Source organism: Pseudomonas sp. URMO17WK12:I9 (assembly GCF_900230165.1).
Taxonomy (GTDB): domain Bacteria; phylum Pseudomonadota; class Gammaproteobacteria; order Pseudomonadales; family Pseudomonadaceae; genus Aquipseudomonas; species Aquipseudomonas fulva.
The window spans coordinates 54,539-68,600 of record NZ_OCMQ01000011.1; the positions used below are offsets into that span (position 1 = coordinate 54,539).

Here is a 14,062-nt window from a genome sequence, read left to right on the forward strand (position 1 = left end):
TGAATCCGGGCAGGCGTGAGGTTCCCAGTGAAGCACTGTCTGGTCGATGGACAAAGGGGCATTCCTGACTAAACGCAGGGGTGCGTGATGAGCGGCGCTTAGGCGGCCGGCTTCATCGGGATCGCCAGCGGCGTGTTCGTTCGACGCCCGAACCGGTGAGGCCTTCAGGAACTTGTAATCCAGTTCCCAATCGTCCGTGGGAGTCTTCCTAGAAGCTGAATCAAGCGCCTATAAAGCGGATGCCGCCTGCTAGGTTGCGAGTTCGTTCTTGACCAGCAGGCAAGCCATGAGCATGCGAATCAGCATCCTGGGTCGGTACCAAGGCCTGGACAGCGATGAAACCACCACCGGCGCCATTTGCATTGCCGGGCAAGCCAGGGGGCGCGTCCATGGCCGTAACTGGCTGCTGCAAGGCGACAAGACCACGCCCTGCCCCGGCTGCGGGCAACCCGGCACGCTGGTGGAGGGCGAGCCCTATTGGAGTCAGGACGGCATACCCACGGTCCTGGACGGCGCATTGGTGGCGTGTGGGTGTCCTATAGGCAGCAACCGCGTGATTGCGGGCGGATCTGCGGCCCTTGCAACGTCCAGGGCATCTGCACCTGAACCGGTCAATGACGCCGTGCGAAACCCCGACGCCCGCGCTAGGACGATCGATCCGGAGCGGTTCCGGGACGCTGCGCCTTCAGTGGCTCAGCCCGTTAATGAACCGGGTTTCTACATCGTGCCGCGCAGCATGTCGTATGACGAGGTGCTGATAGAACTCGGTGCCCCATACGCTCACTTGTCCCGATCAGCACTGGAACGGCTCAACCCCACTTCGCGAAACGGATTCAAACCGGGCGAACTGTTCGTCGTGGGTGAAGAATCGGGGTACCCCATGTGTACCCGGCAAGAAATGTCGGTCATGGGTGCAGCGGAGCAGGCGCGTGCTGCATTGGCGGACCTCACCGAGGAGGAAGCCGGCTTCATGATGCAGTACCAGGCCGAGATCGCCGCGCTGTTTGGTGATACCAGTCTGGCCATGGGCGTAGCCGAGACGGTGGCGGGTAAGTCACTGGATGAAATCACCCGCCTCTTGCGCAAAATCGAAGACCTGCACAAAGCGCAATTCACCAAGCACGGGCACCTTCGCCACCCAGACTTCTTCGCCCAGCGCCAGCACCTGTTCAATCAGTTGAGTGCCGGTTTAAAGGCCACCTTTCTCAACAAGAGGCTCAATCTTGGGGATTACTCACGACTGCGCCGAGACTTGGGTATCTCCTCGAAAAGCCTGGTGCACCATTGGAGCAAAGCAGGCGGGCCCACCAGCATACCGGGGTATTCGACTCACTTGGATAGACTGGCGAAGATGGCCAAGTACTTGAAGGCTGGAGGGGCAGTGGGTATTACGCTCGGGGGTATTGGATCAGCGATGAACATTGCCGACGCGTGCCGGGTGGGGAATACGAAAGCATGTAGAAAAATGCGTTTTACTGAGGCTGGTAATTTTTCGGGTGGTTTAGTAGGTGGATGGGGGGGAGCGAAGCTAGCTAGCAGATTAACGCCCGGGATTTGCTGGTGGACCGGCCCAAAGGCATGGGCCTGTGGGATAGTGGTTACAGGGGCTGGAGCATTGGCTGGAAGCCTAGAAGGAATGGAATTCGGCGAATACGTAGGAGAGGTAATCTTCGAGGCTTTGCAGAATGATTGACCACCTTGACATAAAACTGAAGTTGTTTCTGCTCACTTCCCCTTTCATCATAGGCTTTATCTCACTGGCCATGGACCTGCGCATTGCATGTTCAAAAGAATACGACGTCATGATCGCAGCGCTCCAGCGCAGTGCGTGCCTAGAGTTTATTACAACACTCTGGGGAGAACAAAGCATACGCGCACGATTATTGGTGATCTCAATGGTGGGTGGGCTCATAGCATTTCCAACCTACCACATTCGCAAAGGTGCGCTTGATCCACTCGATTATCAGAATTTTCCAGCCTCCCTTAAAAAGAAGATCAACACCGCATCCTGGCTGAACACAGTAGCGTTCACTTGGCTAACAGTCGGTTACTTTTTCCTACTACCAAGGTGAAACTGTTTACTCATTACAAGCACCATGGATCCACGCTGATGATTGGGTATTCGACGCATCTGGGCGAGCTGGCAAGTAGGCCAGGTACTCGAAGCTCGCACGGCGGACGGGAATACAAAGCCATGTTGAAGAACACTATTTACTGAGCCTGACGATTTTGGCTTGCCCAAAATGGTCGGGGGCCAAAATAGCTAATGAAGTGATACTTATTCCTTCCCGAAGAACTGCCTTGACGGCGCTGCATACGGCATCTCGACCCCTGCAACAGCGCCTCTGACGGGAAGTCTTCGTGCATGCAATTAAGCGAAAACTTTCGAGGCCTTGAGAGTGATCAAGAATTTTGACATTACGTTTCAATTACTTTTTCTTGCCACTCCCTTTGCCCTCGGACTGACCGGTCTCGCCATGGATCTGCGTATCGCAGGCTCCAAAGAATACAAAGTCATGATCGGGGCCCTGCAGCGCAGTGCGTGCTTACCCTTTATTGTCACCCTTTGGGGTGAAAAGACTCTGCGTGCGAGAATGTTGGTGACATTCATGGTCGCCGGGATCATAAAGTATCCAAAATCAAGTATTCGACGAGGCATGCTTGATGCACAGGATTATGAGCAATTTCCATCATCCATGAAAAAGCGGATAGTAATTTCCTCATGGCTAAACACTGTCGCGTTCAGCTGGTTGATCATAGGCTCTTACTTTCTTTGATGCCGTGAATCCCACGTCCACGGTATCTCGCTGCGCACATAGCTAACAGCACATCGTCCTAACCTACCGATGCTTACCGCCAACGCCGCCCCGCATGCCCCTGCACAGCCACCTGCCCCTGCGAAATCGCCAATTCCAGACTCATCTCGAACCGACTGCCCACGCCAGGCGCCGATTGATGCGATAGCCGTGCCCCCAGCAATTCGCTCATCTGCCTGCAGATGGCAAGGCCAATGCCCAACCCGCCATAGCGCCGGGTCATGGAGCCATCCACCTGAAAGAACCGCTGATAAAGAATCGACTGGTCGAGGTCTTCGAAACCGATACCCGTGTCGCTCACGGTAAACGTCAAGGCCAGTTGATTAGGGCCCCTGTGCTGCCCCCGGACCTGGATCATCACACCGCCCTGGTGGGTGAATTTCAGGCCGTTGTCCACCAGGCACCCCAGGCACCGGGCCAGCTTCGGCCCATCCCCCACCAGCCGGTCGGGCAGGTCCGCCGGCATGTCCACACTCAAGTACAGGCCCTTGCCCAGCGCCTGGCCGGCATACGTAGCGCGCAAGCCTTGCAGCAATGTCCGAAGGTCGAAGGGCGCTGGCTGCGCTCGCAGCCGCCCTGCTTGCAATTCGGACAAGGTCAGGATGTCGTCGACCATGTGCATCATGCCCTGAGCCGAGCCCACCGCCGTCTGGTGGAAGCGGGCCATTTCCGCGTCCATCGGCAGGGTATGCATCAGCTCCAGGGACCCGATCACGCCATTCATCGGGGTGCGCAGTTCATGGGTGACGCAGGCCAGAAACTCGTCCTTGAGCCGGTTGCTGTTGGCCAGTTGCTGGTTGAGCACTTCCAGTTGCTGCCCCGTCTCACGCAGGGTGCGGGCCTGCTCGTCGCGCAGCGTCTTGATTCGGTCTGCCAAGGCCAGCGATAGCAACGCCACCTCCAGCGCAGCGCCCAATTGGCTGGCATACATGGTCAGGAACATGTTCGGCAGGTAGCCCAGCACCATCAGCGTGTTGACCAGCCCCCCGACCAGAAACGCGGTCCAGGCGATGATGAACCAGCGCGCCACGCGCAGGCCGCGCCGCCAGGCGTCGAGCCCTGCGCAGAAAACGCCCAGGCTGAACACGAGCGCCAAGGCGGTGGCAAGGCGCATGGCGAGGCCATAGGGCACGCTCACAGACAGCACCATCACCACGGCACCGCCCAGCATCAGCGCCTGCAGCAACCGGTCAAAGCCACGGCTGTTATGGCGAAGCTGCAGAAAATGCCGGGCGAACTGAGAGCCGAACAGCGCAGCTGCGCCGACGAACAACGGTGTGCAGGCATTGGCCCACCAGGGGCTGTCAGGCCACAGGTAAGCGATGCCGGCGCCGTTGACCGAGACCTGGTAAAGGCCGAAGGAGGCAATATAGAGGATGTAGTACAGGTAGCTGACGTCCCGCACGCTCAGGTACAGGAACAGGTTGTACACCAGCATCACCAACAGTACCCCGTAGATCATCCCCAGCACGTACAGGCGCGTGGCCTGGGCTTCCAGGTAAGCCTGGGGCGACCAGAGGGCCAGCGGCGCCTGCACCGAACCCTGGCTGTGCAGTCGCACAAAGACGGTGGTGACCTGCCCAGGTGGCAATTGCAGGTTGAACAGGTAGTTGTCCTGACGGATCTCCCGGCTTGAATAAGGCAACGCATCACCCGTGCGCTGGGCCAAGCGAAAGCGCCCGTCCGGGCCTGTCAGGTAAAGTTCGAGGTGATCAAGGGGTGGGTAGGCCAGCTCCAGCAACCAGTGCAGTGGCATGCCCGGCGCCGGGTCAGGGTGCAGTTCGAGCTTGAGCCAGAACACCGACGTGGAAAACCCGGCATTGAGGACGTCTTCAGGGTGGGGGCGAAAACGCTGCGCGAAGTCGGGCGCACTGACATCCGTGATGCTGGCGCTGCCGTCCGGGTCTTCATAAACCTGCATGACCTTGCCCAGAGACAGGTGACGGGTGGCCGCGGTGATGTCCACCGCTTCGGCGAATGTGGGCAGCAAACCCATGAGCACAATCAGCAAATAGCGCATACAGCCCCAGCAAGGCCTGTCCGGTCGCGTCGCGGTTGCCCCCTTTCCGTTTGAGACGACGAAATCCTGCAGAACCTGTTTATCGATTTATCTGCGCACTCTAGCACAGCCTCAAGCTGCGTCGAGCGGCGGCACAAAACCCACAGGACCGCTCTGGAACGGGCCTTAGCGGCATTCAGGCGCGCATACCGTTCTTCGGAAAACGCACCGACCTGCACGCGCAAGGTCCGCACAAACAGGTTTGGTGGTAAGCTCGCCGACCATGAATACCTACGCCTCCCGCCCCGTTGTCCTCTGTCTCTCCGGCCACGACCCCAGTGGCGGCGCCGGCTTGCAGGCAGATATCGAAGCCCTGCTTGCACAAGGCTGTCATGCCGCGCCCGCGGTGACCGCCCTGACCGTGCAGGATACCGTCAATGTTTCCGACTTCCGCGTGCTCGACCGTGAGTGGGTGCTGGCCCAGGCCAATGCCGTGCTCACCGACTCCACGGTGGCCGCGGTCAAGCTGGGCATGCTCGGCTCGATCGACATGGTCGATACCGTGGCCGAGCTGCTGGCTGCACACCCGCACCTGCCGTTGGTGTGCGACCCGGTGCTGCGTGCAGGCGGCGGCGGCCGGCTGGGCAAGGACGAAGTAGGCTACGCCCTGCGTGAACGCCTGTTGCCGCTGGCGACCATCACCACGCCGAACCTGCCCGAAGCCCGCATTCTCGCCGAGCTGCCCGACGGCAGCGCCGACGAGTGCGCTGCCAGGCTGCTGGAGTTCTGCGAGCACGTGCTGATCACGGGCGGACACGGCGACGAGGTGGAAATCCACAACCGTCTGTACAGCCGCGACGGTCACCGCAGCACCTCGACCTGCCAACGCCTGCCGGGCAGCTACCACGGATCGGGCTGCACCCTGGCCAGCGCCCTGGCGGGTCGACTGGCCCTGGGCGAGCACCTGGAAAGCGCCGTGCGCACGGCCCTGGACTACACCTGGCGCACCCTGCGCGATGCGGAGCAGTTGGGACGAGGCCAGTTCGTGCCTCGGCGCCTGCCCCTGGATTTCTGCTCCTGACTCGAGGTGCTCATGACGCTACGCGGCCTGTATGCCATCACCGACAGCCAATTGCTGGCCGGCCGATTCCTGTCTCATGTGGAGGCAGCGCTCGAAGGGGGCGTATGCCTTCTGCAGTACCGTGACAAAAGCGACGACGCCGCGCGGCGCTTGAGAGAAGCCCAGGCGCTCCAGCAATTGTGCGAGCGCTACGGCACCCAGCTGATCATCAACGACGATGCCGAACTGGCCAGGCACCTGGGCGTGGGCGTCCACCTGGGGCAAACCGACGGGCCGCTGACCCCTGCACGCGCCCTGCTGGGCAGCGCGGCGATCATTGGCTCGACCTGCCATGCCAGCCTGGACCTGGCCGCCCAGGCAGCCCGCGAAGGCGCCAGTTACGTCGCCTTCGGCCGCTTTTTCACCTCCAGCACCAAACCCGGCGCCCCGGCTGCCGACGTCCGTCTTCTGGCGCAGGCGCGCGCCCAGGTGAACCTGCCGATCGCCGCCATCGGCGGGGTCACCCTCGACAATGCCGCTGCACTGGTGCACCACGGTGCCGACCTGCTGGCGGTGATCCACGGCTTGTTCGGTGCCGATAGCGCGCAGGAAGTCACCCGCCGCGCCCGCGCCTTCAACGCCTTGTTCGCATCCTGATTCGAGAGAATTTTCCATGTCCCGTTCCGAAGCACTTTTCGCCCAAGCCCAGAAGCACATCCCCGGTGGTGTCAACTCGCCCGTGCGCGCGTTCAAGAGCGTGGGCGGCACGCCTTTGTTCTTCAAGCATGCCGAGGGGGCCTACGTCGTCGACGAAGATGACAAGCGCTACGTCGACTACGTGGGCTCCTGGGGCCCGATGATCCTGGGCCATGGCCACCCTGACGTGCTGGACTCGGTACGTCGCCAGCTGGAACACGGGCTGTCCTATGGCGCCCCGACCGCCATGGAAACCGAAATGGCAGACCTGGTGTGCTCGCTGGTGCCTTCCATGGAAATGGTGCGCATGGTCAGCTCGGGTACCGAGGCGACCATGAGCGCCATCCGCCTGGCCCGTGGCTACACCGGCCGTGACGCGATCATCAAGTTCGAGGGCTGCTACCACGGCCACTCCGACAGCCTGTTGGTCAAGGCCGGCTCCGGCCTGCTGACCCAAGGCGTGCCCAGCTCGGCCGGCGTGCCGGCCGACTTCGCCAAGCACACCCTGACCCTGCCCTTCAACGACATCGCCGCCGTCGAGAAGACGCTGGCTGAGGTGGGCCAGACCGTGGCCTGCATCATCGTCGAGCCGGTTGCCGGCAACATGAACTGCGTACCGCCGGCGCCGGGCTTCCTCGAAGGCCTGCGCGAGCAGTGCGACAAGCATGGCGTGGTGTTGATCTTCGATGAGGTGATGACCGGTTTCCGGGTTTCGCTGGGCGGCGCGCAGGCGCACTACGGCATCACCCCCGACTTGTCCACCTTCGGCAAGATCGTCGGCGGCGGCATGCCGGTCGGCTGCTTTGGCGGCAAGCGCGAAATCATGGGCTGCATCGCCCCGCTGGGTCCGGTCTACCAGGCGGGTACGCTGTCGGGCAACCCGCTGGCCATGGCCGCCGGCCTGACCACGCTCAAGCTGATCAGTCGTCCAGGCTTCCACGCCGAGCTGACAGACTACACCAGCCGCATGCTCGACGGCCTGCAACAGCGCGCCGACGCTGCCGGCGTGCCGTTCGTGACCACGCAGGCTGGCGGTATGTTCGGCCTGTACTTCAGCGGGGCCGACGACATCGTCACCTTCGATGACGTAATGGCCAGTGACGCCAGTCGCTTCAAGCAGTTCTTCCACCTGATGCTCGACGGTGGCGTGTACCTGGCGCCGAGCGCGTTCGAAGCTGGCTTCACCTCGATCGCTCATGGCGACAACGAGCTGCAGATCACCCTGGATGCCGCTGAAAAGGCCTTCGCAGCCCTGAAGTAACCCGGCGCTTACCCACCGTGATCGCCGGTAGAACCCGCTATCACGGTGGTTGTACCGGCCATCGCCAGGGGCGTACGCCGTGTGAACGGGCGCACGTTCGATGAGGCCATACGGGTAACGAAGGACTCTTGCCATCAGCCTGTTTCGCCACGCCGACATAAATTCGAGTAAAACTTTGTAAGGTTGGCGCTGCTTATCCCATAATGTGCCACCAGAGACATTGGCCGCAGCTTTGCAGAGGTAAGTCGATCCCCATGAACCGCACCGGCCGCGCCCTCACCCTGGGCTGCCTGTTGCTTCTCCAGCCCCTGCTGGCCCTGGCGGAGGGCGGTAACTCGTTGCTCATCCCGACGACGGGTCGCTGCACCTTGAACGTGCAGCCGCAGGACCTGGCAAGCGCACTCAAGAGCTGTGAACAGGTGGCCGATGCCGGCGATGCCCAGGCACAGTTCGAGCTGGGCGAGTACTTCTATGCGCAAGCGCCAAAGAACCTCAACAAGGCACTGGACTGGTACCAGAAAGCGTCCCTGCAAGGCCACGCCGAGGCCCAGTACCGCCTAGGGTCGATGTTTTTCCGCGGCGAAGGGGTCAAGGCCAACAACGTGCAGGCCTACATTCTCTTGAAGATGGCGGCAGTCAACGGCGCTGAAGATGCTCTGGACATGGCAGATGAAGTGACAGAGCAGATGCCCAGGGACGACCTGGAGCATGCGACGCAGGTGCTCGGCCAGATCTTCCGCAAGTACCTGCTGGAGCTGCAGAACGCCGAGGGACGCTCGCCGTTCTCCCCGCTGCCCTAGGCTCTGTGTGAAAAGTCTTGAGACGAAGGTCAGGCAAGGCGAAAACGGCCGAGGAAGCGGAGTTTACGGGTTGTAAATGAGCATTCCGACCGGGCTGGCGCTCCAGGCTGTTTTCAATCACCGAGTATCAAGGCTTTTCACGCAGAGCCTGGGCTTTGCTGGGCATAACGCCGTTGAACCCATCAGGACTTTCGCCACTGCCATTCAAGGGTTATTCTTGAGTTCACACTCATTGCCGTCGGGCGGCTATAAACGACCTTGAACGCACCCATCGAACCCCATCGTTTCATCCTCGAACCTATCGAGGCCCACCGTTTCGCCAACTTGTGTGGCCAATTCGACGAGCACCTGCGCTTGATCGAACAGCGCCTGGCCATCGAGATCCGCAACCGCGGCAATCAGTTCGAACTGATCGGCGAATCCAAGACCACCCATGCTGCCGAGCAACTGCTGCGCCGTCTCTACCGTGAGACCCAGGCCACCGAGCTGTCGCCGGAAACCGTGCACCTGTACCTTCAGGAATCGGCCGTCGAGCACATCGACAACCCGGCGGTAAACGAGGTCAGCGTCTCGCTGCGCACGCGCAAGGGCAATATCCGACCACGGGGCGCCAACCAGCAGCGCTACGTCAAGGAGATCCTGGCCAACGACATCAACTTCGGCATCGGCCCGGCCGGTACCGGCAAGACATACCTGGCCGTGGCCTGTGCCGTCGACGCGCTGGAACGTGAACAGGTTCGCCGTATCCTGCTGGTGCGCCCGGCCGTTGAAGCTGGCGAGAAGCTCGGGTTCCTGCCGGGCGACCTTGCTCAGAAGATCGACCCTTATCTGCGCCCGCTTTACGACGCCCTTTATGAAATGCTGGGTTTCGAGCACGTGGCCAAACTGATCGAACGCCAGGTCATCGAAATTGCGCCGCTTGCCTACATGCGCGGTCGCACCCTGAACAACAGCTTCATCATTCTCGACGAAAGCCAGAACACCACGCTCGAGCAGATGAAGATGTTCCTCACCCGCATCGGCTTTGGCTCCACGGCGGTGATCACCGGCGACATCACCCAGGTCGACCTGCCCCGGGGCACCAAGTCGGGTCTGGCGCATGTGATCGAGGTGCTACGGGACGTGCCGGGTATCAGTTTCACCCACTTCCAGCCCAAGGACGTGGTACGTCACCCCTTGGTGCAGCGTATCGTCGAGGCCTATGACCGCTTCGAAGCCCGCCAAGCCACCCCCGAGGCACCCGGCAAAAATGCTTGAACTGGACATACAACGGGCGACCCAGGCGCTCGCCCCGATTGATGCCGACTTTCGCCGCTGGTGCGAGCTGGCCTTGCAGCAACGCAAGGCCGACTCGGAGATGACCATTCGTCTTGTCGACGAAGCGGAAGCACGCGAGCTCAATCACACGTATCGGCACAAGGACTACGCGACCAACGTGTTGTCCTTCCCGGCCGACGTGCCAGATGAGCTGCTCGATATTCCCTTGCTGGGCGACCTGGTGATCTGCGTCGCGGTGGTTGAACGCGAGGCGGCCGAGCAAGGCAAGTCGCTGGAGGCGCACTGGGCACACCTGGTCATTCACGGCTGCCTGCATCTGCTTGGCTACGACCACATCGAGGATGAGGAAGCCGAGGAAATGGAAAGCCTGGAACGAGAATTGCTGGCGCAACTGGGTCACCCGGACCCATACGCCGATGACGAAACCGAATCAACCCCACACTGATAGACCAAGGATCACGAGAACCGCCATGAGCGAAGATCGATCGAGCAACGGGCAGAAGTCCTGGCTGGGTAAACTGACCCAGGCTTTTGCCCATGAGCCGAAAAACCGCCAGGAGCTCCTGGAGCTGCTGCGCGAAGCACATCAGAACAAGCTGCTCGACAGCGAGGCGCTGACCATCGTCGAAGGGGCCATCCAGGTGGCGGACCTTCAGGTGCGTGACATCATGGTGCCACGCTCGCAGATGAACAGCATCAAGGCCGGCCAGTCACCACGCGAGTTCCTGCCGGCGGTGATCGACGCAGCGCACTCGCGCTACCCGGTAATCGGCGAAAGCCATGACGATGTGCTCGGTGTCCTGCTCGCCAAGGACCTGCTGCCGCTGATTCTCAAGGAGAACGGCGACAACTTCGACATCAAGACGCTGCTGCGCCCGGCCACGTTCGTGCCCGAGTCCAAGCGCCTGAACGTGCTGCTGCGCGAGTTTCGCGCCAACCACAACCACATGGCCATCGTCATCGATGAATACGGCGGCGTGGCTGGCCTGGTGACCATCGAGGATGTGCTCGAACAGATCGTCGGCGATATCGAAGATGAACATGACGTCGAAGAGGACAGCTATATCAAGCCGCTGCCTAACGGCGACTTCCTGGTCAAGGCACTGACGCCGATCGAGCACTTCAACGAGTCCTTCGACAGCGCGTTCTCCGACGATGAGTTCGACACCGTCGGCGGTTTGGTGATGAGTGCGTTCGGCCATTTGCCCAAGCGCAACGAAACCACCGAAATCGGTGCGTACAAGTTCCGCGTGCTCAACGCCGACAGCCGCCGGATACACCTGCTGCGCCTGACCCCGATCAACCGTTAAGGAACGACATGCGCTGGATCACCCGCCCCGGCTGGCCCGGTAACCTGCTGGCCTTGGCGGCCGGCGCTTCTACCCTCCTGGCCCTGGCGCCATTCGATCTGTGGCCACTGGCGCTGCTGTCCATCGCCATGCTCTACCTGGGCCTGCGCGAGCTTGGCCCGCGCCAGGCCCTGTGGCGTGGCTGGTGGTTCGGCTTTGGCCTTTACGGCGCCGGCACCTGGTGGATCTACGTCAGCATGACCAACTACGGCGGCGCCTCGCCGCTGTTGGCCATTGCGCTGCTGGTCGCGTTCTTTGCGGCCCTGGCCTGGTTCTTCGCGCTGCCCACCTGGTTGTGGGCGCGCTGGTTGCGGCGCAGCGAGGCGCCCCTGGCCGATGCGCTGGGCTTTGCTGCCCTGTGGGTGGCGCAAGAGGCGTTCCGCGGCTGGTTCCTCACCGGCTTCCCTTGGTTGTACGCAGGCTACAGCCAACTGGACGGCCCGCTGGCCGGCCTGGCGCCTCTGGGTGGGGTGTGGCTGGTGTCGTTTGCGTTGGCCCTGACGGCTGCGCTGCTGTGCAACCTCAACCGTTTGCGTGCCCGCCCGGGCTTTCTTGCCATCGCCTGCGTGCTGCTGCTCACCCCCTGGGCAGTGGGGTTGGCGCTCAAAGGGCATGCCTGGACCACCCCCGCAGGCGAGCCGCTCAAGGTCGCTGCCATTCAGGGCAACGTCGAACAGGACGTGAAGTGGGACCCGGCGCATATCGACGCCCAGCTGGCCCTGTACCGCGACCTGAGTTTCAGTTCAAAGCCTGCCGACTTGCTGATCTGGCCGGAAACCGCGGTACCTGTGCTCAAGGACCAGGCCCAAGGCTACATCGACGTCATGGGCCGCTTCGCCGCAGAGCGGCATTCAGCCCTGATCACTGGCGTGCCGGTTCGCGAGGTGGTGCACCGTCAGCGTCGTTACTTCAACGGCATCACCGTCACGGGCGAAGGGGACGGCACCTACCTCAAGCAGAAGCTGGTGCCCTTTGGCGAATATGTCCCGCTGCAAGACATGCTGCGAGGGCTGATCGAGTTCTTCAACCTGCCCATGTCGGATTTCGCCCGGGGCCCTGAGGACCAACCGCTGCTCCAGGCCAAGGGTTATCAGATCGCGCCTTACATCTGCTACGAGGTGGTCTACCCCGAGTTTGCCGCCGGCCTGGCAGCACGCAGCGACTTGCTGCTGACCATCAGCAACGATACCTGGTTCGGCACTTCCATAGGCCCGCTGCAGCACTTGCAGATGGCTCAGATGCGTGCGCTTGAAGCCGGCCGCTGGATGATCCGCGCCACCAACAATGGCGTGACGGCCTTGATCGACCCGTTCGGGCGCATCACGACCCAGGTACCTCAGTTCCAGCAGGCGGTGATGTACGGCGAGGTCGTGCCGATGCAGCAGCTGACGCCTTATCTGCAATGGCGTTCGTGGCCGCTTGCGATCCTGTGTGGGTTGCTGCTGGCCTGGGCGTTGATGGCCGGGCGCGTGGCCAGGGCCGTGTGATGCGGCCTTGCAGTTGACGTTGCAAGGGGCTGCTTCGCAGCCCCCCTTCAGTAGAACAACCGATACCCCACCAGCCCTGCCACCTCGTTGAGCAACTGCCCGCTCTGCCACATCGCCCGGCTTTCCGGCAGCCAACCTCCGAATGGCCGCGCGGGATCACGGCCGAGGAAACCGACCGGCGCGGGTATCACCTCGAAACCTGCCTGCTCGAAGCTCCAGCGCGAGCGCTGCATGTGCCAGGCCTGGGTCACTACCACGACGCGGCGTATCCCCAACGGCTGAAGCACGCTCGCCGAGTACTGGGCATTTTCCCAAGTGGTGCGGCTGGCCTGCTCCAACCACGTCACCTCAACGTCGAAGTCCTCATGCAGGCTGTCAGCCATCAGCTGCGCCTCGCTGGGCGGTGTGCCGTAGTGCAGCCCGCCGCTGGTCAGCACCGGTAGCCCGGACGCCTTGGCCAGGCGAGCGGCAAGGCGCAGCCGTTCCAGGGCCGTGGGCGTCGGCTGGTCGACACCCGCCCAGGCAGGGTCGCCCCGTTCACGCCCTGCGCCCAGTACGACGATGGCATCGGCCCGACGCTTGAGGCCAGCCCAGTCCTGCCCGGCTAACGCAGGCTCGGTTTCCAGCGCTTCTGCCAGGCACTGCACGGCCACGGGCAAGCTGGTCATCCACAGCCCGCCCAGCCCTGCCACAAAGCACACAGCGGCCAGCCGGGGGCGACGCCTGCGCAGCCACCAGGCTGCAAGCAGCAGCAGAAACAGCACACCGGGGGGTAACAACCATTGCTTGATGAAATAGCGGATGGGCATGCACACCTCCTTCGAAGGTGTGCAGACTAAAAGCATCGGCGCCGGCCAACAACATGGCCGGCGTCGATCAAGGTCGGATAAATGTGCAAACCCTGGACATGCGCCGCGCAACCCCTAGCGGCGGGAGGCCTTGCGTGTGCGTGGCGTGCGCACGGTGCGCTTGATGTCCTTGAGCCAGATGATCCTGGCCGACGTAGGCTCAGCCTGCGGCCTAGGGCATGCCGCCTCGTTAGCGCGCTTCTGGAAAGTATCCAGATACGCCTTGATCACATCGAACTCAGCGCGGCTCAAGCCACGCAATTCCAACTCGGTCAGCGCCTCGTCCCGAAGCCGCATGGACGTTCTGGCCGTATCCAGGGCAAGGCCCAGCCTATCGATCAGGCGCTCATAGAGTTCTGGTTTTACTGCGGGTAGCTGCGACTCTCCCATTCGTTCACCTCATTGAAGATAACGATTATCTCCCCCACCCCAGAGCTTAGCGTCGTTGCGAAAAGCAGCCCGGCGCTG

Annotated in this window: 14 protein-coding genes; 11 read left to right on the forward strand and 3 right to left on the reverse strand. The window is 61.9% G+C overall.

The annotated features are described in order from the left end of the window. Window positions 1-286 precede the first annotated feature (286 nt). The 3 genes from CRP40_RS18645 to CRP40_RS18655 all read left to right on the forward strand — a co-directional run bounded on the left by CRP40_RS18645 (window position 287) and on the right by CRP40_RS18655 (window position 2,777). Entirely contained in the window at window positions 287-1,693 is a 1,407-nt protein-coding gene (locus tag CRP40_RS18645) for a PAAR domain-containing protein (protein WP_050587335.1), read from the forward strand. After that, a complete protein-coding gene (locus CRP40_RS18650) occupies window positions 1,686-2,072 on the forward strand; it encodes a hypothetical protein (RefSeq protein ID WP_027915238.1) in 387 nt (128 codons plus the stop codon). Before CRP40_RS18645 ends, CRP40_RS18650 begins: the two co-directional genes overlap by 8 nt. Window positions 2,073-2,399: 327 nt before the next feature. Continuing rightward, window positions 2,400-2,777: a hypothetical protein gene (locus CRP40_RS18655; protein ID WP_027915239.1), complete on the forward strand. Its 378-nt coding sequence runs from the start codon at window positions 2,400-2,402 to the stop codon at window positions 2,775-2,777. Between the two features lie 73 nt (window positions 2,778-2,850). On the opposite strand, the gene CRP40_RS18660 is transcribed toward CRP40_RS18655, so the two are convergent. After that, the gene (locus tag CRP40_RS18660; RefSeq protein ID WP_027915240.1) at window positions 2,851-4,836 is read right to left on the reverse strand and encodes a hybrid sensor histidine kinase/response regulator; all 1,986 of its coding nucleotides are present in this window, start codon (window positions 4,834-4,836) and stop codon (window positions 2,851-2,853) included. A gap of 262 nt (window positions 4,837-5,098) precedes the next feature. Between CRP40_RS18660 and CRP40_RS18665 the strand changes: the two genes are divergently transcribed. The 8 genes from CRP40_RS18665 (at window position 5,099) to lnt (ending at window position 12,746) form a co-directional block, all read left to right on the forward strand. Continuing rightward, complete coding sequence (locus CRP40_RS18665) at window positions 5,099-5,896, forward strand: hydroxymethylpyrimidine/phosphomethylpyrimidine kinase (RefSeq protein WP_027915241.1); 798 nt, start codon at window positions 5,099-5,101, stop codon at window positions 5,894-5,896. Between the two features lie 12 nt (window positions 5,897-5,908). Beyond that, window positions 5,909-6,532 (forward strand): thiamine phosphate synthase, encoded by a 624-nt coding sequence (thiE, locus tag CRP40_RS18670; RefSeq protein WP_027915242.1) that lies wholly within the window; start codon window positions 5,909-5,911, stop codon window positions 6,530-6,532. Window positions 6,533-6,548: 16 nt separating this feature from the next. Further along, window positions 6,549-7,832, forward strand: a complete 1,284-nt coding sequence (gene hemL / locus CRP40_RS18675; RefSeq protein ID WP_027915243.1) for a glutamate-1-semialdehyde 2,1-aminomutase — start codon at window positions 6,549-6,551, stop codon at window positions 7,830-7,832. A gap of 254 nt (window positions 7,833-8,086) precedes the next feature. Then, window positions 8,087-8,632, forward strand: coding sequence for a tetratricopeptide repeat protein (locus CRP40_RS18680; RefSeq protein WP_027915244.1), 546 nt, complete (start codon window positions 8,087-8,089; stop codon window positions 8,630-8,632). A gap of 258 nt (window positions 8,633-8,890) precedes the next feature. Continuing rightward, window positions 8,891-9,889: a PhoH family protein gene (locus CRP40_RS18685; protein WP_027915245.1), complete on the forward strand. Its 999-nt coding sequence runs from the start codon at window positions 8,891-8,893 to the stop codon at window positions 9,887-9,889. Next, window positions 9,882-10,355: an rRNA maturation RNase YbeY gene (gene ybeY / locus CRP40_RS18690; RefSeq protein ID WP_027915246.1), complete on the forward strand. Its 474-nt coding sequence runs from the start codon at window positions 9,882-9,884 to the stop codon at window positions 10,353-10,355. Before CRP40_RS18685 ends, ybeY begins: the two co-directional genes overlap by 8 nt. 25 nt (window positions 10,356-10,380) lie before the next feature. Next, window positions 10,381-11,220 (forward strand): HlyC/CorC family transporter, encoded by an 840-nt coding sequence (locus tag CRP40_RS18695; protein WP_023534628.1) that lies wholly within the window; start codon window positions 10,381-10,383, stop codon window positions 11,218-11,220. 8 nt (window positions 11,221-11,228) lie between these two features. Beyond that, window positions 11,229-12,746 carry an apolipoprotein N-acyltransferase gene (gene lnt / locus CRP40_RS18700; protein WP_027915247.1) on the forward strand — a complete coding sequence of 506 codons (1,518 nt, stop codon included), beginning with the start codon at window positions 11,229-11,231 and terminating at the stop codon, window positions 12,744-12,746. Between the two features lie 47 nt (window positions 12,747-12,793). Here lnt and CRP40_RS18705 read toward each other — a convergent pair whose 3' ends face one another. Together CRP40_RS18705 and CRP40_RS18710 are read right to left on the reverse strand one after the other, a co-directional pair. Continuing rightward, the gene (locus tag CRP40_RS18705; protein WP_027915248.1) at window positions 12,794-13,555 is read right to left on the reverse strand and encodes a YdcF family protein; all 762 of its coding nucleotides are present in this window, start codon (window positions 13,553-13,555) and stop codon (window positions 12,794-12,796) included. Window positions 13,556-13,669: 114 nt separating this feature from the next. Continuing rightward, window positions 13,670-13,984, reverse strand: a complete 315-nt coding sequence (locus CRP40_RS18710) for a hypothetical protein (protein ID WP_027915249.1) — start codon at window positions 13,982-13,984, stop codon at window positions 13,670-13,672. Window positions 13,985-14,062: the final 78 nt, after the last annotated feature.

What these genes read in the sequence shown, in the direction of transcription:
- CRP40_RS18645 (WP_050587335.1), top strand. Translation starts at nt 287, where the DNA reads ATGAGCATGCGAATCAGCATCCTGGGTCGGTACCAAGGCCTGGACAGC.
- CRP40_RS18650 (WP_027915238.1), top strand. Translation starts at nt 1,686, where the DNA reads ATGATTGACCACCTTGACATAAAACTGAAGTTGTTTCTGCTCACTTCC.
- CRP40_RS18660 (WP_027915240.1), bottom strand. Translation starts at nt 4,836, where the DNA reads ATGCGCTATTTGCTGATTGTGCTCATGGGTTTGCTGCCCACATTCGCC.
- CRP40_RS18665 (WP_027915241.1), top strand. Translation starts at nt 5,099, where the DNA reads ATGAATACCTACGCCTCCCGCCCCGTTGTCCTCTGTCTCTCCGGCCAC.
- thiE (WP_027915242.1), top strand. Translation starts at nt 5,909, where the DNA reads ATGACGCTACGCGGCCTGTATGCCATCACCGACAGCCAATTGCTGGCC.
- hemL (WP_027915243.1), top strand. Translation starts at nt 6,549, where the DNA reads ATGTCCCGTTCCGAAGCACTTTTCGCCCAAGCCCAGAAGCACATCCCC.
- CRP40_RS18680 (WP_027915244.1), top strand. Translation starts at nt 8,087, where the DNA reads ATGAACCGCACCGGCCGCGCCCTCACCCTGGGCTGCCTGTTGCTTCTC.
- ybeY (WP_027915246.1), top strand. Translation starts at nt 9,882, where the DNA reads ATGCTTGAACTGGACATACAACGGGCGACCCAGGCGCTCGCCCCGATT.
- CRP40_RS18695 (WP_023534628.1), top strand. Translation starts at nt 10,381, where the DNA reads ATGAGCGAAGATCGATCGAGCAACGGGCAGAAGTCCTGGCTGGGTAAA.
- lnt (WP_027915247.1), top strand. Translation starts at nt 11,229, where the DNA reads ATGCGCTGGATCACCCGCCCCGGCTGGCCCGGTAACCTGCTGGCCTTG.
- CRP40_RS18705 (WP_027915248.1), bottom strand. Translation starts at nt 13,555, where the DNA reads ATGCCCATCCGCTATTTCATCAAGCAATGGTTGTTACCCCCCGGTGTG.
- CRP40_RS18710 (WP_027915249.1), bottom strand. Translation starts at nt 13,984, where the DNA reads ATGGGAGAGTCGCAGCTACCCGCAGTAAAACCAGAACTCTATGAGCGC.